At 62.0% G+C, this 22,713-nt stretch carries 22 protein-coding genes; 15 read left to right on the top strand and 7 right to left on the bottom strand.

Annotation, left to right across the window (positions count from 1 at the left end; translation table 11 throughout):
- The first annotated feature begins 57 nt into the window (after positions 1–57).
- The 13 genes from EJ576_RS17655 (at position 58) to EJ576_RS17595 (ending at position 12,485) form a co-directional block, all read left to right on the top strand.
- A complete protein-coding gene (locus EJ576_RS17655) occupies positions 58–1,323 on the top strand; it encodes a glutamate-5-semialdehyde dehydrogenase (protein WP_016978581.1) in 1,266 nt (421 codons plus the stop codon).
- Positions 1,323–1,967, top strand: coding sequence for a nicotinate-nucleotide adenylyltransferase (gene nadD / locus EJ576_RS17650; protein WP_122683563.1), 645 nt, complete (start codon positions 1,323–1,325; stop codon positions 1,965–1,967). Before EJ576_RS17655 ends, nadD begins: the two co-directional genes overlap by 1 nt.
- Positions 1,968–2,036: 69 nt before the next feature.
- Positions 2,037–2,531 (top strand): ribosome silencing factor, encoded by a 495-nt coding sequence (gene rsfS, locus EJ576_RS17645; protein ID WP_010206793.1) that lies wholly within the window; start codon positions 2,037–2,039, stop codon positions 2,529–2,531.
- A gap of 9 nt (positions 2,532–2,540) precedes the next feature.
- The gene (gene rlmH / locus EJ576_RS17640) at positions 2,541–3,008 is read left to right on the top strand and encodes a 23S rRNA (pseudouridine(1915)-N(3))-methyltransferase RlmH (RefSeq protein ID WP_003176297.1); all 468 of its coding nucleotides are present in this window, start codon (positions 2,541–2,543) and stop codon (positions 3,006–3,008) included.
- A gap of 15 nt (positions 3,009–3,023) precedes the next feature.
- Complete coding sequence (mrdA, locus tag EJ576_RS17635) at positions 3,024–4,922, top strand: penicillin-binding protein 2 (RefSeq protein WP_126570785.1); 1,899 nt, start codon at positions 3,024–3,026, stop codon at positions 4,920–4,922.
- Between the two features lie 31 nt (positions 4,923–4,953).
- Positions 4,954–6,057 (top strand): rod shape-determining protein RodA, encoded by a 1,104-nt coding sequence (gene rodA, locus EJ576_RS17630; RefSeq protein WP_042570827.1) that lies wholly within the window; start codon positions 4,954–4,956, stop codon positions 6,055–6,057.
- A gap of 17 nt (positions 6,058–6,074) precedes the next feature.
- Positions 6,075–7,085, top strand: coding sequence for a lytic murein transglycosylase B (gene mltB / locus EJ576_RS17625; protein WP_010206788.1), 1,011 nt, complete (start codon positions 6,075–6,077; stop codon positions 7,083–7,085).
- Complete coding sequence (locus tag EJ576_RS17620) at positions 7,085–8,083, top strand: septal ring lytic transglycosylase RlpA family protein (RefSeq protein WP_095013647.1); 999 nt, start codon at positions 7,085–7,087, stop codon at positions 8,081–8,083. Before mltB ends, EJ576_RS17620 begins: the two co-directional genes overlap by 1 nt.
- Before the next feature lie 180 nt (positions 8,084–8,263).
- Positions 8,264–9,421 (top strand): D-alanyl-D-alanine carboxypeptidase family protein, encoded by a 1,158-nt coding sequence (locus tag EJ576_RS17615; protein WP_027605239.1) that lies wholly within the window; start codon positions 8,264–8,266, stop codon positions 9,419–9,421.
- Positions 9,422–9,505: 84 nt separating this feature from the next.
- Complete coding sequence (locus EJ576_RS17610; protein WP_123475747.1) at positions 9,506–9,781, top strand: DUF493 domain-containing protein; 276 nt, start codon at positions 9,506–9,508, stop codon at positions 9,779–9,781.
- Positions 9,781–10,428 carry a lipoyl(octanoyl) transferase LipB gene (gene lipB / locus EJ576_RS17605; RefSeq protein ID WP_028618071.1) on the top strand — a complete coding sequence of 216 codons (648 nt, stop codon included), beginning with the start codon at positions 9,781–9,783 and terminating at the stop codon, positions 10,426–10,428. The genes EJ576_RS17610 and lipB overlap by 1 nt, the downstream gene beginning before the upstream one ends.
- 26 nt (positions 10,429–10,454) lie before the next feature.
- The gene (gene lipA, locus EJ576_RS17600; RefSeq protein ID WP_017735632.1) at positions 10,455–11,456 is read left to right on the top strand and encodes a lipoyl synthase; all 1,002 of its coding nucleotides are present in this window, start codon (positions 10,455–10,457) and stop codon (positions 11,454–11,456) included.
- Positions 11,457–11,564: 108 nt separating this feature from the next.
- Positions 11,565–12,485 carry an LD-carboxypeptidase gene (locus tag EJ576_RS17595; protein WP_126570817.1) on the top strand — a complete coding sequence of 307 codons (921 nt, stop codon included), beginning with the start codon at positions 11,565–11,567 and terminating at the stop codon, positions 12,483–12,485.
- Between the two features lie 130 nt (positions 12,486–12,615).
- On the opposite strand, the gene EJ576_RS17590 is transcribed toward EJ576_RS17595, so the two are convergent.
- From EJ576_RS17590 to leuS, 5 genes are all read right to left on the bottom strand, one after another.
- Complete coding sequence (locus EJ576_RS17590) at positions 12,616–13,941, bottom strand: lytic murein transglycosylase (RefSeq protein ID WP_126570784.1); 1,326 nt, start codon at positions 13,939–13,941, stop codon at positions 12,616–12,618.
- 61 nt (positions 13,942–14,002) lie between these two features.
- The gene (gene arfA, locus EJ576_RS17585; RefSeq protein ID WP_003176285.1) at positions 14,003–14,167 is read right to left on the bottom strand and encodes an alternative ribosome rescue factor ArfA; all 165 of its coding nucleotides are present in this window, start codon (positions 14,165–14,167) and stop codon (positions 14,003–14,005) included.
- A 194-nt stretch (positions 14,168–14,361) separates the two neighbouring features.
- Positions 14,362–15,399, bottom strand: coding sequence for a DNA polymerase III subunit delta (gene holA, locus EJ576_RS17575; protein ID WP_016978592.1), 1,038 nt, complete (start codon positions 15,397–15,399; stop codon positions 14,362–14,364).
- 39 nt (positions 15,400–15,438) lie between these two features.
- The gene (gene lptE, locus EJ576_RS17570) at positions 15,439–16,044 is read right to left on the bottom strand and encodes an LPS assembly lipoprotein LptE (RefSeq protein WP_028618068.1); all 606 of its coding nucleotides are present in this window, start codon (positions 16,042–16,044) and stop codon (positions 15,439–15,441) included.
- Positions 16,045–16,132: 88 nt separating this feature from the next.
- The gene (leuS, locus tag EJ576_RS17565; RefSeq protein WP_126570783.1) at positions 16,133–18,739 is read right to left on the bottom strand and encodes a leucine--tRNA ligase; all 2,607 of its coding nucleotides are present in this window, start codon (positions 18,737–18,739) and stop codon (positions 16,133–16,135) included.
- 261 nt (positions 18,740–19,000) lie between these two features.
- On the opposite strand from leuS, the gene EJ576_RS17560 reads away from it, so the two are divergent.
- A complete protein-coding gene (locus EJ576_RS17560) occupies positions 19,001–19,318 on the top strand; it encodes a hypothetical protein (protein WP_122727881.1) in 318 nt (105 codons plus the stop codon).
- Positions 19,319–19,432: 114 nt separating this feature from the next.
- On the top strand, positions 19,433–20,194 hold the full coding sequence (locus tag EJ576_RS17555; RefSeq protein WP_126570782.1) for a YdcF family protein: 762 nt from the start codon (positions 19,433–19,435) through the stop codon (positions 20,192–20,194).
- Between the two features lie 123 nt (positions 20,195–20,317).
- Here the strand turns inward: EJ576_RS17555 and lnt are convergent, their stop codons facing one another.
- Both lnt and EJ576_RS17545 read right to left on the bottom strand, forming a co-directional pair.
- Complete coding sequence (lnt, locus tag EJ576_RS17550) at positions 20,318–21,841, bottom strand: apolipoprotein N-acyltransferase (protein WP_126570781.1); 1,524 nt, start codon at positions 21,839–21,841, stop codon at positions 20,318–20,320.
- Between the two features lie 8 nt (positions 21,842–21,849).
- Positions 21,850–22,689 carry an HlyC/CorC family transporter gene (locus tag EJ576_RS17545; protein ID WP_126570780.1) on the bottom strand — a complete coding sequence of 280 codons (840 nt, stop codon included), beginning with the start codon at positions 22,687–22,689 and terminating at the stop codon, positions 21,850–21,852.
- Positions 22,690–22,713 lie beyond the last annotated feature (24 nt).

Below are 22,713 nucleotides of genomic sequence, written 5' to 3'. Positions count from 1 at the left end.
TCGGGCGGCGTCACAGCTATAATCTGCCGCTTTCCTCCCTGCCAAGACTCCCTGACCATGACTGAGTCCGTTCTTGACTACATGACCCGCCTGGGTCGCGCTGCCCGTCAGGCCTCGCGGTTGATCGCCCGTGCGAGCACCGCGCAGAAGAACCGCGCCCTGCTGGCCGCCGCCGACGCTCTGGATGCTTCGCGCTCCGAGCTCACCGCCGCCAACGAGCAAGACCTGGCCAACGGCCGCGCCAATGGCCTGGAACCGGCCCTGCTGGACCGCCTGGCGCTGACCCCGGCACGTATCGACGACATGATCGAAGGCCTGCGTCAGGTAGCCAAGCTGCCTGACCCCATCGGTGAAATCCGCGATATGCGTTACCTGCCGTCCGGCATCCAGGTCGGCAAGATGCGCGTGCCCCTGGGCGTGATCGGCATCATTTACGAGTCGCGCCCGAACGTGACCATCGACGCCGCGAGCCTGTGCCTCAAGTCTGGCAATGCCACCATCCTGCGTGGCGGTTCCGAGGCGATCAATTCCAACCGTGCCATCGCCGCGTGCATCCAGCAGGGCCTGGCCGTGGCCGAGTTGCCCGCCGAAGTGGTGCAGGTGGTAGAAACCACCGACCGCGCCGCCGTGGGCGCGCTGATCACCATGCCGGAATTCGTCGACGTGATCGTGCCACGCGGTGGCAAGAGTCTGATCGAGCGCGTCAGCCGCGATGCCAAGGTGCCGGTGATCAAGCACCTGGATGGCGTGTGCCATGTCTACATCGACATCGCCGCCGACATTGACAAGGCGATCCGCATCGCCGACAACGCCAAGACCCACCGCTACGCCCCATGCAACACCATGGAAACCCTGCTGGTGCACGTCGGCATTGCCGAGCGCGTGCTGCCGCCGCTGGCTGCCATCTACCGTGACAAAGGTGTTGAGCTGCGCGGTTGTGAGCGCACCCGTGCGCTGTTGGGCGCGGACGTAATTGAGGCGACCGAGCTGGACTGGTACACCGAATATACGGCGCCGATCCTGTCGATCAAGCTGGTCGACGACCTGGACGAAGCCATCGAACACATCAACACCTACGGCTCCAAGCACACTGACGCCATTGTTTCCGAGCATTTCAGCGATGCCCGGCGTTTCCTCAACGAAGTGGATTCCGCTTCGGTGATGATCAACGCCTCGACGCGTTTTGCCGACGGCTTCGAGTACGGCCTTGGGGCGGAGATCGGTATCTCCACCGACAAGCTGCACGCACGCGGCCCGGTTGGTCTGGAAGGCCTGACCAGCGAGAAGTACGTGGTGTTCGGCGACGGTCATGTGCGCACTTGATGGGTAAACGCATCGGGCTGCTCGGCGGTACTTTCGACCCCGTGCACATTGGCCATTTGCGCAGTGCCCTGGAAGTCGCGGATGCCCTTGCGCTGGACGAGTTGCGTGTGATGCCCAACGCTCGGCCGCCCCATCGCGATACGCCGCAAGTGTCGCCGCAGCAGCGCCTGGAAATGGTGCGCCTGGCGGTGCAAGGCATATCGCCGTTGGTGGTGGACGACCGCGAGCTCAAGCGCGACAAACCGTCCTACACTGTTGACACCCTGGAACTGATGCGCGCCGAGTTGGCCGTGGATGACCAGTTGTTTCTGCTTTTGGGCTGGGACGCATTTTGCGGCCTGCCCTCTTGGCATCGCTGGGAGGAACTCCTCCAGCATTGCCACATCCTGGTTTTGCAACGCCCGGATGCCGACAGCGAACCGCCGGATGCCTTGCGCAACCTGCTGGCCGCGCGGTCGGTAAGTGACCCCTTGGCCCTGACCGGGCCGAACGGGAATATTGCATTCGTCTGGCAGACCCCGCTTGCGGTGTCCGCCACCCAGATCCGTCAACTGCTGGCCAGCGGTAAGTCGGTACGTTTCCTGGTGCCTGACGCGGTCCTGGCCTACATCGATGCGCACGGGCTTTACCGTGCGTCGAACTGAAAAGGCGCGCTTGAACGCACGAATCAATGTGCAGCGAGCGCCCGAACATACGAGCAAAACGAGTTTTATATGACGAACAAAGACGTAAGCAAAGTTAAGCGCAAAGGCACCTTCAAAAGCGCTCCGCTGCCAGTAGAAGCCCACACCGGCCCTGAGCTGGCCGGCGAAGAGTTGGTAAAAGTCGCCGTGGCCGCCCTGGAAGACGTTAAAGCCCAGGACATCCAAGTGCTTGACGTGCGCGACAAGCAGAGCATCACCGACTACATGATCATCGCCACCGGTACCTCGAACCGCCAGATCGGCGCGATGCTGGACAAGGTCCGCGAAGCCGTCAAAGCCCAGGGCGTGAAGCCATTGGGTGAAGAAGGTAAGGGCGACAGCGACTGGGTGCTCCTGGACATGGACGACGTGATCGTTCACATGATGACCTCCAACGCCCGCCAGTTCTACGACCTGGAGCGTCTGTGGAAAGGCGCTGAGCAGAGCCGTGCCGCCGATGGCAAGCACCACAGCCCGGAAGTGGGCCACGCGCACTTCGACAAGCTGAACAAAGACCAGGAATAAGGAACGGCTGTGCGCCTGCGTCTGATCGCTGTCGGTTCACGCATGCCCAAGTGGGTGGAAGAAGGCTGGCACGAGTATGCCAAGCGTCTGCCCGCTGAGCTGTCGCTTGAACTGGTGGAAATACCGCTTAACACCCGGGGCAAGAATGCCGATGTGGCGCGCTTTATCCGTCAGGAAGGCGAAGCCATGTTGGCCAAGGTCGGCCCCAACGAGCGCATCGTCACCCTTGAAGTGCACGGCAAACCCTGGAGCACCGAGCAGTTGGCGGTGGAACTGGATCGCTGGCGCCTGGATTCGCGTACGGTCAACTTCATGGTCGGCGGCCCCGAAGGGCTGGCGCCGGAAGTCTGTGCGCGAGCAGATCAGCGTTGGTCGTTGTCGGCGCTGACGTTGCCGCACCCGTTGGTACGGATTCTGATCGGTGAACAGCTGTATCGCGCCTGGACAGTTCTGTCCGGGCACCCTTACCACAAATAATCTGCGCCTCTCCCGATGACCCAGCCGATCCGCATCAAGGACCACGAGAAAGACGCACGTCTTGTACGCGCTCGCGTGGTGTTTGGCGCAATCATGGTGGTGGCGTTGTTGGGCGTGCTGATCGCGCGCCTGTATTTCCTGCAGGTGATCCAGTATGACTATCACTCCACCTTGTCGGAAAACAACCGGGTGCATGTGCAACCGATTCCGCCAACCCGTGGGCTGATTTTCGACCGCAATGGCGTGGTGGTGGCGGATAACCGGCCCAGCTTCAGCCTGAGCATGACCCGCGAGCGTTCCGGCGACTGGCAGCAGATTCTCGATGTGATCGTCGAGGTGCTGCAGCTGACGCCGGAAGACCGGGTGATCTTCGAAAAACGCATGAAGCAGGGGCGCCGGCCGTTCGAGCCGGTGCCGATCCTGTTTGAGCTGACCGAAGAGCAGATCGCACGGATCGCGGTGAACCAGTTCCGTCTGCCGGGTGTGGAAGTGGTGGCGCAGTTGGTGCGGCATTACCCGCAAGGGCCGCACTTTGCTCACTCTGTCGGTTACATGGGGCGGATCAACGAGAAAGAGCTGAAAAGCCTCGATCCGGTCAATTACAGTGGCACCCACCATATCGGCAAGACCGGCATCGAGCGCTTCTACGAGCCCGAGCTGCACGGCCAGGTGGGTTACGAAGAAGTTGAGACCAACGCCCGTGGCCGCGTGCTGCGAGTGCTCAAGCGCACCGACCCGGTGCCGGGCAAGGACATCGTGCTGAGCCTGGACATCAAGCTGCAGGAAGCGGCGGAAATGGCCCTGGGCGGTCGTCGCGGCGCGGTGGTTGCGCTGGACCCGAAGACGGGCGAAGTGCTGGCGATGGTCAGCCAGCCAAGCTTCGACCCCAACCTGTTCGTGACGGGCATCAGCTTCAAGGCCTACGCCGAGTTGCGCGATTCCATCGACCGGCCGCTGTTCAACCGCGTACTGCGGGGCCTGTATCCGCCAGGGTCGACGATCAAGCCGGCGGTGGCGATTGCCGGTCTGGACGCGGGTGTGGTCACGGCCTCCAGCCGCGTGTTCGACCCGGGCTACTACATGCTGCCCAACTATGACCACAAATACCGTAACTGGAACCGCAGCGGTGACGGCTATGTCGACTTGGACACCGCAATCATGCGCTCCAACGACACCTATTTTTACGACCTGGCCCATAAGCTGGGTATCGATCGCTTGTCCGCCTACATGGGCAAGTTCGGCCTCGGCCAGAAGGTCTCCCTGGACATGTTCGAAGAATCCCCCGGCCTGATGCCGTCGCGGGAATGGAAGCGTGCGACCCGCCGCCAGGCGTGGTTCCCGGGCGAAACCCTGATTCTGGGTATCGGCCAGGGCTATATGCAGGCCACGCCGCTGCAACTGGCCCAGGCGACCGCACTGGTGGCCAACAAAGGCATCTGGAACCGTCCGCACCTGGCCAAGACCATCGAAGGCGAAAAACCCTTGGATGAGAACCCGATCCCGGACATCGTGCTGCGCGACCCGTCCGACTGGACCAAGGTCAACCATGGCATGCAGCAAGTGATGCACGGCGCCCGCGGTACTGCGCGCAAGGCGGCGGTCGGTGCGCAATACCGCATCGCCGGCAAGAGCGGTACCGCCCAGGTCGTGGCGATCAAGCAGGGCGAGAAATACGACCGCACCAAGGTCCAGGAGCGCCACCGTGACCACGCCTTGTTTGTCGGCTTCGCCCCGGCGGACGACCCGAAAATCGTGGTGGCGGTGATGGTCGAGAACGGCGAGTCCGGCTCCGGCGTCGCGGCGCCCGTGGTGCGCCAAGTGATGGACGCCTGGCTGTTGGCCGACGACGGCAGGCTCAAGCCCGAATATGGCGGCCCCCCTTCAAGTACCGAGGTTACGGCCAATGAAGAGTAATTTTGACCGCATCCTCTCCAGCGAAGATGTGATGCGTCGCCGTGCGACGTTGCTGCAGCGCATGCACATTGATGGCCCGTTGCTGATCCTGCTGCTGACCCTGGCGGCCGGCAGCCTGTTCGTGCTGTATTCGGCCAGTGGCAAGAACTGGGACTTGCTGATCAAGCAGGCTTCGTCGTTCGGCCTTGGGTTGTTGTCGATGGTGGTGATCGCCCAGCTTGAGCCGCGCTTCATGGCGCGCTGGGTGCCGCTCGGTTACGTGGCCGGCGTGTTACTGCTGGTGGTGGTGGACGTGATGGGCCACAACGCAATGGGCGCGACCCGCTGGATCAACATTCCGGGGGTGATTCGCTTCCAGCCGTCGGAATTCATGAAGATTCTGATGCCGGCGACCATCGCCTGGTACCTGTCCAAGCGCACCTTGCCGCCGCAGCTCAAGCACGTGGGGATCAGTCTGATCCTGATTGGCGTGCCGTTTATCCTGATCGTGCGCCAGCCCGACCTCGGCACCTCGTTGCTGATCCTGGCGGGCGGTGCGTTCGTGCTGTTCATGGGCGGATTGCGCTGGCGCTGGATCCTCAGCGTGCTGGCCGCCGCCGTGCCCGTGGCCGTGGCCATGTGGTTCTTCTTTATGCATGACTACCAGAAGCAGCGGATCCTCACCTTTCTCGACCCGGAAAGCGACCCGCTGGGCACCGGCTGGAACATCATCCAGTCGAAGGCCGCCATCGGCTCCGGTGGAGTATTTGGTAAGGGTTGGTTACTGGGCACCCAGTCGCATTTGGACTTTTTGCCGGAAAGCCATACCGACTTCATCATTGCAGTAATGGGCGAAGAGTTCGGCCTGGTGGGCATTTGCGCGCTGTTGCTGATCTATTTGCTGTTGATTGGTCGCGGCCTGGTGATCACCGCCCAGGCGCAGACACTGTTCGGCAAATTGCTGGCCGGTGCCTTGACCATGACTTTTTTTGTTTACGTTTTCGTCAACATCGGTATGGTCAGTGGCCTGTTGCCGGTGGTTGGGGTGCCGTTGCCGTTCATTAGCTACGGCGGAACTTCGCTGGTGACATTGCTGTCAGCGTTTGGGGTTTTGATGTCGATTCATACGCATCGCAAATGGATCGCGCAGGTTTGAATAAGGTGAAGATGTCAATGCAAGTAATGCGCGGCTGGGCGACTCGGCACGCGTCCTGGATGGGCCTGATTGGCCTGCTGGGCGCAACGCAAGAGGCGCAGGCCGGTGACTACGATGGTTCACCCCAGGTCGCCGAGTTTGTCGGTGAAATGACCCGCGACTATGGTTTCGCCGGTGAACAACTGATGGGCGTGTTCCGCGAAGCCCAGAAAAAGCAGGCGATCCTCGACGCCATCTCCCGCCCTGCCGAACGTGTGAAGCAGTGGAAGGAATACCGCCCGATGTTCCTGACGGACGCCCGCGTGGCGCGGGGCGTGGATTTCTGGCGCCAGCACGAGGCCGTACTGGCCCGCGCCGAGCAGGAGTACGGTGTGCCGGCCCAGGTGATTGTCTCGATCATTGGCATCGAAACCTTCTACGGGCGCAATACCGGCAGCTACCGGGTGATCGACGCCTTGTCGACCCTGGGCTTCGATTACCCGCCGCGTGCTGACTTCTTCCGCAAGGAACTGCGCGAATTCCTGCTGCTGGCGCGTGAAGAACAGGTCGACCCGCTGACACTCAAAGGCTCCTACGCCGGTGCGATGGGCTTGCCGCAGTTCATGCCGAGCAGCTTCCGCGCCTATGCGGTGGATTTTGATGGTGACGGGCATATCAACATCTGGAGCAACCCCGACGATGCCATCGGCAGCGTGGCCAGCTACTTCAAACGTCACGGCTGGGTAGCCGGCGAGCCGGTGGTGATCCGCGCCGATGTCACCGGTGACCGCGCTGATGAAGGCCTGACCCAGGGCATCGAGCCGGCCAAGACGGTCGGGGAGTTGCGGGCGCTGGGCTGGTCGAGTCAGAATGCGCTGCCGGATGATATGCCGGTCACGGCGTTCCGCCTTGAAGGCGAAAACGGCCCGGAATACTGGATGGGCCTGAAGAATTTCTACGCAATCACGCGTTATAACCGCAGTGTGATGTACGCCATGGCCGTGCATCAGCTGTCAGACATGCTGGTCCAAGCACGGGGCAACAAGTAATGCGGGCATCGCCGTTCAATCAACCGCTCAAGCTGGTGGCGTTCGCCGCGTTGTCCCTGCTGGTCGTCAGTTGCTCCACCAGCCGTGGCCCGGCGCCGAAGTCCGGTGGCGCGGTTGTCCGTTCCCAGCCGGGTCTGGACATCAACCGCGCGCACAAAGACGGCGCGCCGTGGTGGGACGTCGACGTGTCGAAGATCCCGGATGCTACGCCGACCCTGCACACCGGTCCGTACAAGGCCAACCCCTACACCGTGCTGGGCAAAAGCTACTTCCCGTTGCAAGAGTCCAAGACCTACGTGCAATCGGGTACGGCGTCCTGGTACGGCACCAAGTTCCATGGCCAGAACACCGCCAACGGCGAAGTGTATGACCTGTACGGCATGAGCGCGGCGCACAAGACCTTGCCGCTGCCTAGCTATGTACGCGTGACCAACCTGGACAACAATCGCACAGTGATCCTGCGCGTGAACGACCGTGGCCCGTTCTACTCGGACCGCATCATCGACTTGTCCTACGCTGCCGCGAAGAAACTCGGTTACGCCGAAACCGGCACCGCGCGCGTGAAGGTCGAAGGTATCGACCCGGCGCAGTACTGGGCCCAGCGTGGCAAGCCGGCACCGTTGATGCTCAATGAGCCGCAAACCCAACAGCCGCAAGTGACTGCTTCCACCGGCAAGATCGAGCAATGGACGCCGCCACCGGCACAGCACGCGCCTGACACGGTGGTCGTGCCCCATGCGGCGCCTGGTGCGTCCATGGCTGGCGGGCAATACCTGCAGGTCGGCGCTTTCGCCAACCCGGATGCGGCAGAACTGTTAAGGTCCAAGCTCAGTGGCATGGTCAACGCGCCGGTGTTCATTAGCTCCATCGTGCGTAACCAGCAAACCTTGCACCGTGTACGCATGGGCCCGATCGGCTCGCCGAGCGAAGTGGCACAGGTTCAGAACAGCGTGCGCATGGCCAACCTGGGGCAACCCAGCGTCGTCACTGCCGAATAATAGAGAATTGATGGTTCAGGCTCGTGCGCGGGCTCGAACCCTGGTTGTTGGCTCGTTAGACAATAAAAACCCAGGGGCAAGGGGTGAGCGGGCAACCGAACACGCGACAGTCTGGCAACGGGCTGTCTGAATAAGTTTTGCCCGCGAGGGCAAGTTTCCATAAGCAATTTCGAGAGACGGATGAACATCACCACCTTAGCCAAACGCACGTGCCTGCTTCTTTCGCTGATCATCACCCCGGCCGCCTGGGCCGTTGAAATGGTGCCGGCTTCCCCGCAACTGGCCGCCAAGTCCTGGGTCCTCATGGATGCCGCCAGTGGCAACGTGCTGGTCGAGAGCAACGGTGACCAGCGCCTGCCGCCGGCCAGCCTGACCAAACTGATGACTGCCTACATCGCGACCCTGGAAATCCGTCGCGGCCAGATCGGCGAGAACGACCCGGTTACTGTCAGCGAAAACGCCTGGCGCACCGGCGGTTCGCGGATGTTCATCAAGGTCGGCTCGCAAGTCACCGTGAGCGACCTGCTGCACGGCATCATCATTCAGTCGGGTAACGACGCCAGCGTCGCCCTGGCCGAGCACATCGCCGGCAGCGAAGACGCATTCGCCGACATGATGAACAAAACCGTGGCCGACCTGGGCATGACCAACAGCCACTTCATGAACCCGACCGGTCTGCCGAACCCAGAGCACTACTCGTCGGCTCACGACATGGCGATCCTGGCGCGCGCGATCATCCGTGTCGACCCGGTGCACTACGCGATCTACTCCCAGAAAGAATTCTTCTGGAACAACATTAAGCAGCCTAACCGCAACCTGTTGCTGTGGCGTGACAAGACCGTCGATGGCCTGAAAACCGGCCACACCGACGAAGCCGGCTACTGCATGGTGTCGTCCGCCGTACGTGATGGCCAACGCCTGATCGCCGTGGTCTTCGGCACCAACAGCGAGCAGGCCCGTGCGGCCGAAACGCAAAAACTGCTGACCTACGGTTTCCGCTTCTTCGAAACCCAGACCTTCTACCAGAAGGGTGCTGAACTGGCGACCGCACCGGTGTGGAAAGGCGCAACCTCCCAAGTCAAAGCCGGCCTGGCTGAAGACCTGACCCTGACCATGCCTAAAGGCCAGCTCAAAAAGCTCGCTGCCAGCATGACCATGAACCCGCAATTGGTTGCGCCAATCGCCAAGGGTGACGTAATCGGTAAAGTCGAAGTGAAGCTGGACGACAAGGTGGTGCACAGCGCCGACCTGATCGCACTGGACGCCGTCGACGAAGGTGGTATCTTCCGCCGCGTGTGGGATAGCATCCGTCTATTCTTCTACGGCTTGTTCAACTGATTGTGTGCACCTGCAAAGCCCCGCGTTGATCCGACGCGGGGCTTTGCCGTCGCCACGGCTTACCGCTTACGAGGCCGTTCTGCCATGACCGATAAAGAAGTAAAGGCGCCAAAGATCGAATTCCCGGTGACGGATTACCCTATCAAGGTGATCAGTGACACCGGTGTGGGCCGCAAAGACCGGATTCTCGACATCGTGCGTAAACACGCGACGATCAACGACAACCGTGTGGATGAGCGATCCAGCTCCACCGGTAAATACACGACTATCCAGTTGCACATCGTTGCGACCGGTCAAGACCAGCTCTACGACATCAACAGCGAACTGCGGGCCACCGGCTTCGTGCACATGGTGCTGTGATGTCACAGGTCCTGGGCTTTCGCGAGCTCGGCCGGATGGACTACGAGCCCGTCTGGCACGCCATGCAGCGGTTCACCAATGAACGCGGCACCTCGGCCCCCGATGAAATCTGGTTGGTGGAACACCCGCCGGTCTTCACCCAGGGCCAGGCCGGCAAGGCCGAGCATCTGTTGCTGCCGGGTGATATTCCGGTGGTGCAGGTCGACCGAGGTGGCCAAGTGACTTACCATGGCCCGGGTCAACTTGTCGCATACCTGTTGCTGGATGTGCGCAAGCTGGGGTTTGGCGTACGCGATCTGGTCAGCCGCATGGAGACATGCCTGATCGAGCTTTTGGCCAGTTACGGCGTGACCGCCGCGGCCAAGCCCGATGCACCGGGTGTGTATGTCGACGGCGCGAAAATCGCCTCCCTGGGGCTGCGGATTCGCCACGGCTGTTCCTTTCATGGCCTGGCCCTGAATGTGGACATGGACCTGGCCCCGTTCCGGCGGATCAACCCGTGTGGCTATGCCGGGTTGGCGATGACGCAACTGAGTGACCATGCTTCACCGATTAAATTTGCCGAGGTGAGTGCCCGGCTGCGTGCGCAGCTCGTCAAACACCTCGACTATGCTGAGCAGACGACCCTTACGGGCGGAATCGACTGATTATGACTACTGATGCAGTGCAAACCATGATCCCGACGGTGGACGTTACCGACCGTCCGGCCCCGGCCCCGCGTGCCAAGGTGGAAGCCGGCGTCAAGCTGCGCGGCGCCGAGAAGGTTGCACGCATCCCGGTGAAGATCATTCCGACCACCGAACTGCCGAAGAAACCTGACTGGATCCGCGTGCGCATCCCGGTTTCGCCGGAAGTCGACCGTATCAAGGCCCTGCTGCGCAAACACAAGCTGCACAGCGTGTGCGAAGAAGCGTCCTGCCCGAACCTGGGCGAATGCTTCTCCGGCGGCACCGCGACCTTCATGATCATGGGTGACATCTGCACCCGTCGTTGCCCGTTCTGCGACGTCGGCCACGGCCGTCCGAAGCCATTGGACGTCAACGAGCCGGAAAGCCTGGCCATCGCCATCGCCGACCTGCGCCTCAAGTACGTGGTGATCACCTCGGTAGACCGTGACGACCTGCGCGACGGCGGTGCCCAGCACTTTGCCGACTGCATCCGCGAAATCCGCAAACTGTCGCCGAACGTGATGCTCGAAACCCTGGTCCCGGACTACCGTGGCCGCATGGACGTGGCGCTGGAAATCACCGCTGCCGAGCCGCCGGATGTGTTCAACCACAACCTGGAAACCGTGCCGCGCCTGTACAAGGCTGCGCGTCCGGGTTCGGACTACCAGTGGTCGCTGACCCTGCTGCAGAAATTCAAGCAGATGATGCCGCACATCCCGACCAAATCCGGCCTGATGCTGGGCCTGGGCGAGACTGACGAAGAAGTCATCGAAGTCATGAAGCGCATGCGCGAACACGACATCGACATGCTGACCCTGGGCCAGTACCTGCAACCGTCCCGCAGCCACTTGCCGGTGCAGCGTTTCGTGCACCCGGACACCTTCGCCTGGTTCGCCGAGGAAGGTTACAAGATGGGCTTCAAGAACGTGGCGTCTGGCCCGCTGGTACGTTCCTCGTACCACGCGGACGAGCAGGCCAAGCTGGTCAAGGCAAGCCTGGTTTCTTAAGTCGCGCCGCAGCCCCAATGTGGGAGGGGCTTGCCGTGGTGAGCGGGCTTGCCCCGCGCTGGGCTGCGAAGCGGCCCCATCAACTGATGAGAACCACGGATGACTCAACTGACCGCTGCAGTACCTGCCCTTCGCAGCGAAGGCACCATCGCCTTGATCGCCCCCGCCGGCCCCGCCACCTTGGACGTCGAAAAAGCCGGCCAGTGGATGCGCACTCGTGGCTACGACCTGCGAATCTTCCCCGGCGTCTATGAACGCGACGGCTACCTCGCCGGCAGCGATAAAACCCGCCTCAACGACCTGCACAACGCCTTTGCCAACCCTGACATCGACGCCATCTTCTGCCTGCGCGGCGGCTACGGCACGCCACGCCTGCTCGATAGCCTGGACTTCGGCCTGCTGCGCGCCAACCCCAAGCCGTTCGTAGGCTACAGCGACATCACCGCGTTGCACCTGGCCATCAGTCGCTACGCCGGTTTCGTGACCTTCCACGGTCCGATGCTCAACGCCGACCTGTTGGGCGACAAGCAGCCTCCTACCGAGTCTTCATTGTTCAGCATGCTTCGCGGTCAACTAGGTGCTGGCAGCGTGGTGGCGCACCCCGCAGCCTACCCGCTGACCACCATCGAACTTGGTATCGCCTGCGGGCGTCTGCTGGGTGGCAACCTGTCGATGATCGCGGCAGTCATGGGCACGCCTTTTGAGATCGACGCCGAAGGCATCATCCTGCTGATCGAAGACGTCAACGAGCCGATCTACCGCATTGACCGACTGCTGACGCACCTGCGCCTGGCGGGCAAGTTGGCGCAGTTGGCCGGTGTGCTGGTCGGGGATGTGGCGGGTGTGGACAGTGCCGCGCTGGAGCGCCTGCTCAAGCAGACCTTCGAACCGTTGCGCATTCCGGTGCTGTCCGGCTGGCGCAGTGGGCATTGCGATCCGAACCTGACGCTGCCGATGGGTGCGTTGGTACGGTTGGATGCGGGGGAGCAGCGGTTGGTGTTGGAGCAGGATGTGGTGTTAAAGCCGTAGCCTGTTGTCGCCCGTTAATCCGCCTTCGCGAGCAAGCCCGCTCCCACATTCAACCGCATTCCAAATGGATGTACTCGGTCAAATGTGGGAGCGGGCTTGCTCGCGAAAGCGGTAGCAGCCATAAGCCGATCTACCGGTTCTGCAGCGACTCCAGCAACTTCACCGTTGGATACCCATCTGCCGGCCAGCCCAGCGCCTGCTGCGCCGCACGAATCGCCTTGCGCGTATTGGCGCCGATAATCCCATCCGGGTTGCCCGCGTCATAGCCATTGGCACTCAAGGCCGTCTGCAGATCGATACGCTGCGAGCGGCTCAATGGCCGCTCATCCATCGGCCAATCGCCACGAATCACACCACCGCCACCGAAACGTTCCGACAACAGGCCGACCGCCAAGGCGTAGGACGACGAGTTGTTGTACTTGAGGATCGCACGGAAGTTATCCAGCACCAGGAACGCCGGGCCACGATAACCTGCGGGCAGCAGCAGGGCGGCGGAGAGTTGGTCGACGTTCGGCGGCATGCTCGCGCCAAAGGGCAGCTGGATACCGAGTTTCATCCACTCGGCGACGGTTTTGCGGATGCCACCATCGGCCAGCGCGTAATCGAAGTTCGCCGGCAGTTGTTTCACCTCAAAGCCCCAAGGCTGGCCTTTCTGCCAGCCGGAGCTCTGCAGGTAGTGCGCGGTGGAGGCGAGGGCGTCGGCCGGGCTGTTCCAGATATCGCGGCGACCGTCACCGTCGAAATCCACGGCGTGGGTGTTGTAGGTGGTCGGGATAAATTGGGTCTGGCCCATGGCGCCGGCCCAGGAGCCTTTCATCTGGTCGGCCTGGATATCGCCGTGCTGGATGATTTGCAACGCGGCCAGCAATTGCGCCTGGGCGAATGCCGGGCGACGCCCTTCGTAAGCGAGGGTCGCCAGGGAGCGGATCACCGAGTTATTGCCTTGGAACTGGCCGAAGTTGCTCTCCATGCCCCATACCGATACCAGCGCCTGGCGGTCTACGCCATAACGTTGCTCGATGCTTTGCAGGGTATCGGCGTACTTGATCAGCAGCGCCTGGCCGTTACGCACGCGCAGTGGCGAGAGGGCGCCGTCGAGGTATTCCCACACCGGGCGGGAAAATTCCGGCTGGCTGCGGTCGGCGCGGATCACCGCCATGTCCGGGGTGACGTTGGCGAACGCGTTGTCGAACACGGCAGCAGTGATGCCGGCCTGCAGGGCTTGCACACGGAAGCCAGCCTGCCATTCGGCAAAGGTCTGGGTCGGCTGGATGTCCAGATTATCCACCGCCAGCGGGGCCACAACAGCGGGCGCTACCACGGGGGCGGTCTGGAGCTTGGGCAGGGGTTGAGCGTCGGCGGCAGTGGGTTTTTCCGCGCAGGCGACGAGCAGAATGAGGCTGGAGGCAGCGATCAATTGGCGAAGGTGCCAACGACGGGAAAGACTAGAGGGCATGCACAGGTCCAGGGATTACAAATCAGGTGCAGACCTTATCATGTCGGAGGGGCGCTTGCCTTCAGGCAGCCAGAAAGTAAGAAGCCTCCCAGCTATTAGACTGGAAGGCTTCGCGGCGGTAGCTGCCTTTGCCCTTGCCGGCGCGTTCTTGACGGCTGCGGAACAGTGGCTGGGCGATGATGGATTTGGCCTTGTTGGGGCCATGCTTGGATGGCTTTTTGCTCATGGTCGTTGCTCTCGATAGGTGGGATGGAGCGGTGCAAATCATCTGCCGATGTTGGACTGCTGTAAAGCCCGGCGATAGGTAGGAAAGTCACGCATCACCTGTAGGAGCCGGCTTGCCGGCGATGGCGGTCTTGGGATCACCGTTACCGTCAACGGCCCCATCGCCGGCAAGCCGGCTCCTACAGAGAGCGGTGGTTACTCGGCGGGAAGGGTCAGGCGCTGGCCGGCCATCAGCAGCGACAAACGGCTCAGGCTCATCCACGGCGAACCGGCCGCCTGGCCTTTGATCTGCGCGTCGATGCGCTGCGCTTCCAGCAAGAGCTGCGCCCAGCGTTGTGCAGAGTGCCGTTGCAGCGCTTTGCTCATCAGCGGTTTGCGCTTGTCCCAAACCGGCGGTCGGGCTTGGCTGAAGGCCTTGTCCAACGGCGTGCCCTGGCTGTATTGCAGGGCAATATTGGCCAGTACGCGCAGTTCCCTGGCCAGGGCCCAGAGAATCACCGGAGGCTCCACGCCTTCACCGCGCAGGCCTTCGAGCATGCGCAGGGCGTGGGCGGGTTCGCCATTGAGGATCGCATCCACCAGCCCGAACACATCAAAGCGCGCACTATCCGCCACGGCGCCCTGGACGGTCTCGACGGTAATCTGCCCGTCTTCGGCCATCAGCTTGAGCTTTTCGATCTCTTGGGCGGCGGCCAGCAAGTTGCCTTCGACCCGAGCCGCGATCAGCTCCACTGCGTCCTGGGTCGCCGACAGCCCCGATTGGGACAGGCGCTGGCGTATCCATTGCGGCAACTGGTTGCTGTCCACTGGCCAGATCTGGATGAACTGGGTTTGCGCCCCTTCCACCAGGGCCTTGCCCCATTTGGTTTTCTGCGCGCTGCCGTCGAGCTTGGGCAGGCTGATCAACAGCACCGTGTCTTCGGCCGGTCGCGAGCAGTACTCCATCAGGGCGGCGGCACCTTTGTCGCCCGGCTTGCCCGAAGGCAGGCGCAGCTCCAGCAAGCGTTTCTCGGCAAACAGCGACATGCTCGCGCCAGCTTGCAGCAGCGTGCCCCAGTCGAAGCTGGCGTCGGCGCTGAAGACCTGGCGTTCGTCGAAGCCTTGCTGACGTGCAGCCGTGCGGATGGCGTCGGCGGCTTCCTGGCACAGCAGTGGGTCATCACCGCTGACGATGTAGACAGGCGCAAGGCCACCTTGCAGGTGTTTGGCGAGTTGGGCGGGAGCAAGTTTCATAGGCAGGGCGAACGGGGCGCTTGGGGCGCCCCGTCTGGCTTACTCGACAGGAACTTCAACAGGCGATTGTTTCGGCGTGTTGTCTTCGTACTCTTTGGCGGCTTTCAGCGCGTCAGCATCGGCCTTGGCCTTGTTGTCAGCTTGTTGCTGCAGGGCTTCCAATTGCACCGGCGTCAGCAGTTGCAGACGCAGGATCATGCGCTGAACCAGCTCGCGACGCATTTCCTTGCGCACCTGGACGATTTCCGAGTCCGAGCCCACCAGGTTGTTGCCATCGTGGCTCACGACCTTCTGGACCTGGATCTTGTCACCCATCAACGGCAGATGGTCGCGACCCTGGATTTGAAAGCTCAATTCGGTGCTCAGCTCGACGTCGGATGCACGCCCGGCGCTGGCGTAGCTCAGGTTACGCTGGGTTTCTCTCTCGTCCACCAGGAACAGTTTGTACGTCGCGCCGGTATAGACGTGCACGCCGCTGTTTTCCAGAACCTGGCGCAACTGCGTCACGGTCTCGCCGTAGGCATTGCGGGCGCTGACGTCCAGTTCCTTGATCGCCAGGTCGTTGGTGCCGGTGCCGCGCAGCTGGAAGCCGCAAGCGCTCAACAGCACGGCAAGGCCCATCACCAGCAAATTGCGTTTGATCATTTTGTTGCTCCCCTTGAAACCATGTGGGCCTTATCGAGGCCCTGAAGGCTTTGTTCGGCGCAGGGTTTGAACCCTGCGCCCGATCCGATTAGCTAGCGACGATATTGACCAGTTTGCCAGGCACCACGATCACTTTGCGGATCGTCAGGCCTTCGGTAAAGCGCAGCACGTTCTCGTTGACGCGGGCAGCAGCCTCGACGTCTTCGCGGCTGGCCGTGGCCGGCATGTCGATCTGGCCACGCAGTTTACCGTTGACCTGGATTACCAGTTGCAGCGTGTCCTGTACCAGGGCGCTGTCATCCTGCACCGGCCAGCGCGCATCGATGACGGCGTCGCTGTGGCCCAGGCGGTTCCACAGGTCGTGGCTGATGTGCGGCGTGATCGGTGCCAGCAGCAGGGTGACCGTTTCCAGGCCTTCCTGTACCAGTGCGCGATCCTGTTCGGTGGCTTGTGGCGCTTTTTCCAGCACGTTCATCAGCGTCATCACCTGGGCGATGGCGGTGTTGAACTTGTGGTTTTGGCCCACGTCCTGGCTGGCTTGCTTGATGGCCAGGTGGGTGCTGCGGCGAATCAGTTTCTGCTCGTCGCTCAAGGCGGCCACGTCCAGCTTGCCCGGCAGGCCCTGGCTGATGTGGGCGTGCGCCAGGCGCCAGACGCGCTTGAGGAAGCGGTGCGAGCCTTCGACGCCGGAGTCGGACCATTCGGCGCTCATGTCAGGCGGCGAGGCGAACATCATGAACAGGCGGCAGGTGTCCGCGCCGAACTGATCGATCATCGACTGTGGGTCAACGCCGTTGTTCTTCGACTTGGCCATCTTCTCGGTGCCACCGATTTCCACCGGCAGGCCGTCGGCGATCAACTTGGCGCTGATGACCTTGGCCTTGCTGTCACGCTCAAGCTCCACGTCAGCCGGGTTGAACCAGGTGTAGGCACCGTTGGCTTCGCGACGGTAGTAAGTCTCGGCGACCACCATGCCCTGGGTCAGCAGATTCTTGAACGGCTCATCGGAGCTCACCAGGCCTTCATCACGCATCAGCTTGTGGAAGAAGCGCGCGTACAGCAGGTGAAGGATGGCGTGTTCGATACCGCCGATGTACTGGTCAACCGGCAACCAGTGGTCGGCCGCGGTTTTTTCAACCAGGCCACCCTCGTAGTGCGGCGAGGCATAGCGCGCGTAGTACCAGGAGGACTCGACAAAGGTGTCCATGGTGTCGGTTTCACGCTTGGCAGGCTGGCCGCATTTCGGGCAGTTGCATTCGTAGAACTCGGGCATGCGCGCCAGTGGCGAACCGGCGCCATCCGGCACCACGTCTTCCGGCAGGACCACTGGCAGTTGGTCTTCCGGTACCGGCACGTCGCCACAGCTTTCGCAGTGGATGATCGGGATCGGGCAGCCCCAGTAGCGCTGGCGGCTGATGCCCCAGTCGCGCAGGCGGAACTGGGTGCGCGAGGCGCCCAGGTTTTTCTTGATCAGTGCAACTTCGATGGCGTCGAAAGCGCCTTGGAAGTCCAGGCCGTTGAACTCGCCGGAGTTGATCAGCTCACCGTGCTCGCCGTAGGCGTCTTGCCACGGGGCCGGGTTGGTATCGCCCGAGCTGGTGCGCACAACGGATTTGATCGGCAGGCTGTACTTGGTGGCGAATTCGAAATCGCGCTCGTCGTGAGCCGGCACTGCCATTACGGCGCCATCGCCGTAGTGCATCAGTACGTAGTTGGCGACCCACACCGGCAGCTTCTCGCCGGTCAGGGGGTGTTCGACGAACAGGCCGGTCGGCAGACCTTTTTTCTCCTGGGTGGCGACGTCGGCTTCAGCCACGCTGCCGCCTTTGCATTCAGCGATGAACGCCTGCAGCTCAGGGTTGTTCTGTGCGGCTTGGGTGGCCAGCGGGTGCTCGGCGGCCACGGCGACGTAAGTCGCTCCCATTAAAGTGTCCGGACGGGTGGTGAAGACTTTGAGCGCGCCCGCTTCGCCGATCGAATCGACGTTGTACGGGAACTGCACTTCCATGCCCTTGGACTTGCCGATCCAGTTGCGCTGCATGGTCTTGACCTGTTCAGGCCAGCCCGGCAAATCGTCGAGGCTCGACAAGAGCTCATCCGCGTAGGCGGTGATCTTGAAGTAGTACATCGGGATTTCGCGCTTTTCGATCAGCGCGCCGGAACGCCAGCCGCGACCGTCGATCACTTGCTCGTTGGCCAGTACGGTCTGGTCCAGCGGGTCCCAGTTCACGGTGCCGCTCTTCTTGTAGATCACGCCTTTTTCGAACAGGCGCGTGAACAGCCATTGTTCCCAGCGGTAGTAGTCCGGCTTGCAGGTGGTCACTTCGCGGGACCAGTCCACCGCGAGGCCCAGGCTGCGCAGTTGGGTCTTCATGTAGGCGATGTTTTCGTAGGTCCACTTGGCGGGGGCCACGTTGTTTTTCATCGCGGCGTTTTCCGCCGGCATGCCGAAGGCGTCCCAACCCATGGGTTGCAGGACGTTCTTGCCTTGCATGCGCTGGTAGCGGGAAATCACGTCGCCGATGGTGTAGTTACGCACGTGCCCCATGTGTAGCTTGCCGCTGGGGTAAGGGAACATCGATAGGCAATAGAAAGTCTCCTTGCCTGGCTGTTCACTGACTTCAAAGGACTTTTGCTCGTCCCAGAAGGTTTGGGCGGCATTTTCTATTTCACGGGGCTGATATTGTTCGTGCATGGCTACTTTTGAACTGAATAGGGGTGGCCTAATCCTCTTCGGTGCAACGTTCAGGTTGATCGACACCAAAAAGCGGCGCGTCCGTGCCCAAACCCTGCGGGAAGTGGAGTTACAGGAAGCGCCGTAGCATACATGACCCCACTCTATCGAGGGAAACCCTGATTGCGCAGGCAGGGCCGTCTGTCGCGGCGCCAGGCGCGCGCAGCCACGAGGACTACGCTGTTTATTGGGGAGCAAGTCTTTCTTCAATGAGGTGAGGGGATGGTTGAATCGCAAAGAATCGTATCGAAACCGGATGTCTACGAAGGACTGATCGACCGCTTGGGTCGTGCATTGGATGCAGCGAGGACAGCAGGCCGATTGCGTGATGAACGGCCTGTGGAGTTGGAACTGCGCGGTCTTAGTTGCGCGGAGCTGGAACTGATCAAGGCATATCTGGAAAGGAATGGGCGCAGTGCGCCTCCTCTGGTGGCAACCCCGCCGATCAAGGAGCCTGCGCACTCAGCCAAAGTGGTGTGGCTCAAAGACTTGTCGGTCGGTCGTGGCCCGGAAAAGCTCCGGTCCGCCCGCTACAAGTAATTCACTGCCCCTTGGACGGCTTCACCACGCCGTTTCACTGTAAAGCATGTCACCGTAAAGATTGTCGCTAAACCCCGTTACACCTTAGGCTTCGGGCATCTATGGAGATGCCCGATGCCTATTCGTTATTTCATCAAACAACTGCTCCTGCCGCCCGGCATTCTCTTGCTGTTGCTGGCGCTTGCCTGGTGGTTCCGCCGTAGCCGCCCGCGCTTGGCGGCGTGCTGCTTTGCCCTGGGTTTTGGGGGCCTGTGGTTGATCAGTCTGCCGGTTGTGGTGGAGCGGGGCGCACGTGCCCTGGAAACCGAACCGGCATTGCCCCGAGAAGACTGGTCGACGCTGGCCCAGCGCGCCGACGCCATAGTGATATTGGGCTCCGGACGTGAGCGCGGTGACCCGGCCTGGGGCACCGACCAGCCCACCGGGATCGGCCTGGAGCGCCAGCGCTACGCCGCACGACTGGCCAAGGCTTCCGGCTTGCCGGTGCTGACCAGCGGCGGCCTGCATTACGGCACACCGCCCAGCGAAGCGGAGTTGATGGCAGTGTCGATGCAGGATGACTTCGGCGTAGCGGTGCGCTGGAAGGAAGAGCGCAGCCGTACCACTTGGGAAAATGCGCAGATGAGCGCAGAGATTCTGCTGCCAGCGGGCATCAAGCGCGTCGTGGTAGTAACCCAGGCCTGGCACATGCCGCGTTCGGTGTGGAGCTTTGAGAGAGCCGGCTTTACCGTGGTGCCGGCCCCCGTGGGTTTTCTGGGCGTAGACAACGCCCGGCCGCTGGGCGGATGGATGCCGGAATTCGTAGCAGTGTGGCGCAGCGGGCAGTTGATCAATGAAGCGGCGGGGCAGATAGGTTACCGATTGTTCTACCGATAACACCGCACATGCAAATGTGGGAGCTGGCTTGCCTGCGATGGCAGACTGCCGGCCGGCACATTTGCTGGCGGACCCACCGCTATCGCAGGCAAGCCAGCTCCCACATTGTCATGTGCATGTCGGTCAGACGGTCTTGGACATCCGGCCCGCCAGCAGCGCCCAGCCAAACAGCCCCAGGCACACAATGATCAACGGCCATGAGCGCCATTGCAGGTACGGCGTGAGGTTGTGCATCGGCACTACTTCGCCGTAGAGGATGCCGCGTTCGAATTGCGGGATCTGCGCGGTGATCTGCCCAAACGGGTTGATCAGGCCGGTCACGCCATTGTTGGTGGCGCGGATCATCCAGCGACCGGCTTCCAGTGCACGCATCTGCGCCATTTGCAGGTGCTGCAACGGGCCGATGGAGCGGCCGAACCAGGTGTCGTTGCTGATGGTCAGCAGCAAATCGCTCTGGGCCGACAGGCCAGCGGCGAACTCCGGGTACACCACTTCGTAGCAGATGAACGGCGCAATCTGATAGCCCTTGGCCTGCAGCATCGCCTGGTCGGACGGTCCGCGTGCGAAGTCCGACATTGGCAGATCAAAGAACGCAATCAGACCGCGCAGCATGTCCTGCAGCGGCACGTACTCGCCAAAGGGCACCAGCTTCTGCTTGAGGTAGGTGCCGTCGCCTTCGCCAACCACGGTGATGCCGTTGAAGTAGCGCTTCTGGTGATGCACTTCCTGGCGGATTGGCACGCCGGTGATCAGCGCGGTGTGCCGGTCGGCGGCGAACTTGCCCATCATGCCCAGGTAGCCTTCGACAGACTCTTTGAGCACCGGCACGGCGGTTTCCGGCCACACCAGCAGGTCGACGGGCTTGGAGGTGAAGCTCATGTCGCGGTACAGCGCGAGCTGTGCGTTGAGCTGCTCCGGGTCCCATTTCATGCTTTGTTCGACGTTGCCCTGGAGTGCGGCCACGGTCAGTGGCGCACCGGAGGGGCTGGTCCAGGTGTGATGCTTGAGCGCCAGGCCGATGGCCCAGGGCGCGACCAGCAACACCAGGCCTGCGCCGATAAATGCGTTGCGCTTGCCAGCCAGCAGACGCGGCAGGTTGCACAGCAGCGCTGCTGTCAGTGCCAGGGCAAAGGAGATCAGCCACATGCCGCCCACTGGGGCCAAGCCCGTCAGCGGGCCGTCAAGCTGGCTGTAGCCGGAGTACAGCCACGGGAAACCAGTGAGGAACCAGCCGCGAAACGCTTCCTGGCCCACCCACAACGCGGCAAACGTCAACGCATCCGCCAGCGGCGCCTCGTTGCGCCGCAACCAGCGCGCCCACAACCAGGCCGGCAGGGCGAAGAACCACGCGATGGCGGCGGTAAACAGCAGCATCAGGAAACCCGCCAGCAGCACCGAAGCGCCGCCGAAGTGGTGGATACTGTAGTAGATCCAGCTAGTGCCGGCGCCGAACAGGCCGAAGCCGAAACACCAACCGCGGCCCAATGCCTGGCGCGGGCTCAGGTCCCGCAGCCCCACGTAGAACAAGCCGACCGCGACCAGCGCAAACGGCCACAGGTCGAACGGCGCCAGCGCCAGGGTGGTGATGGCGCCGGCCACCACGGCCAGCAAATTACCGGGCCAGCCGGGGCGGGTTAGGCGCTGCATGTCATTCCTTAGCGGGCAATAGGTGTCAGGCGGATCAGGTGGATGCGACGGCTGTCGGCATTCAGGATGCGGAAGCGATACGCGCCGATCTCGGTGGTCTCGTTACGTTTTGGCAGATGGCCAAACGCACTCATCACCAGGCCGCCCACGGTATCGAACTCGTCATCGGAGAATTTGCTGTCGAAGAACTCATTGAAGTTCTCGATCGGCGTCAGCGCCTTGATCAGGAAGTCACCGCTGGGCAGCGGCTTGATGTAGCTGTCTTCTTCGACGTCGTGTTCGTCTTCGATGTCGCCGACGATCTGTTCCAATACGTCTTCAATCGTCACCAGGCCAGCGACGCCGCCGTATTCGTCGATCACGATGGCCATGTGATTGTGGTTGGCGCGGAATTCACGCAGCAACACGTTCAGGCGCTTGGACTCGGGCACGAAGGTGGCCGGACGCAGCAGGTCCTTGATGTTGAAGCTGTCGCCGTTCTCCTTGAGGATCAGCGGCAGCAGGTCCTTGGCCAGCAGGACGCCCATGACGTCGTCATGGCTTTCACCGATCACCGGGTAGCGCGAGTGCGCCGAGTCGATCACGGCCGGGAGGAATTCCCGTGGGGTCTGGGTCGCCTTGATGCTGATCATCTGCGAGCGCGGGACCATGATGTCGCGTACTTGCAGGTCAGCCACCTGGATGGCGCCTTCGACGATGGCCAGCGCTTCGCTGTCCAGCAACTTGTTCTGATGGGCCTCGCGCAGCAGCTCAAGCAGCTCCTGGCGGTTTTTCGGCTCGTGGGCAAAAGCCTGGGTCAGTTTACCCAGCCATGACTTCTGCCCGTTGCTCGATCGGTCTTCGCTCATAGCGATTACTCTGAATCCTTTATT

Source organism: Pseudomonas sp. C 49-2 (assembly GCF_003970195.1).
Classification (GTDB): domain Bacteria; phylum Pseudomonadota; class Gammaproteobacteria; order Pseudomonadales; family Pseudomonadaceae; genus Aquipseudomonas; species Aquipseudomonas canadensis.
The sequence above is the reverse complement of the archived record's forward strand: the minus strand, read 5'-3'. Positions and strand labels throughout refer to the sequence as shown.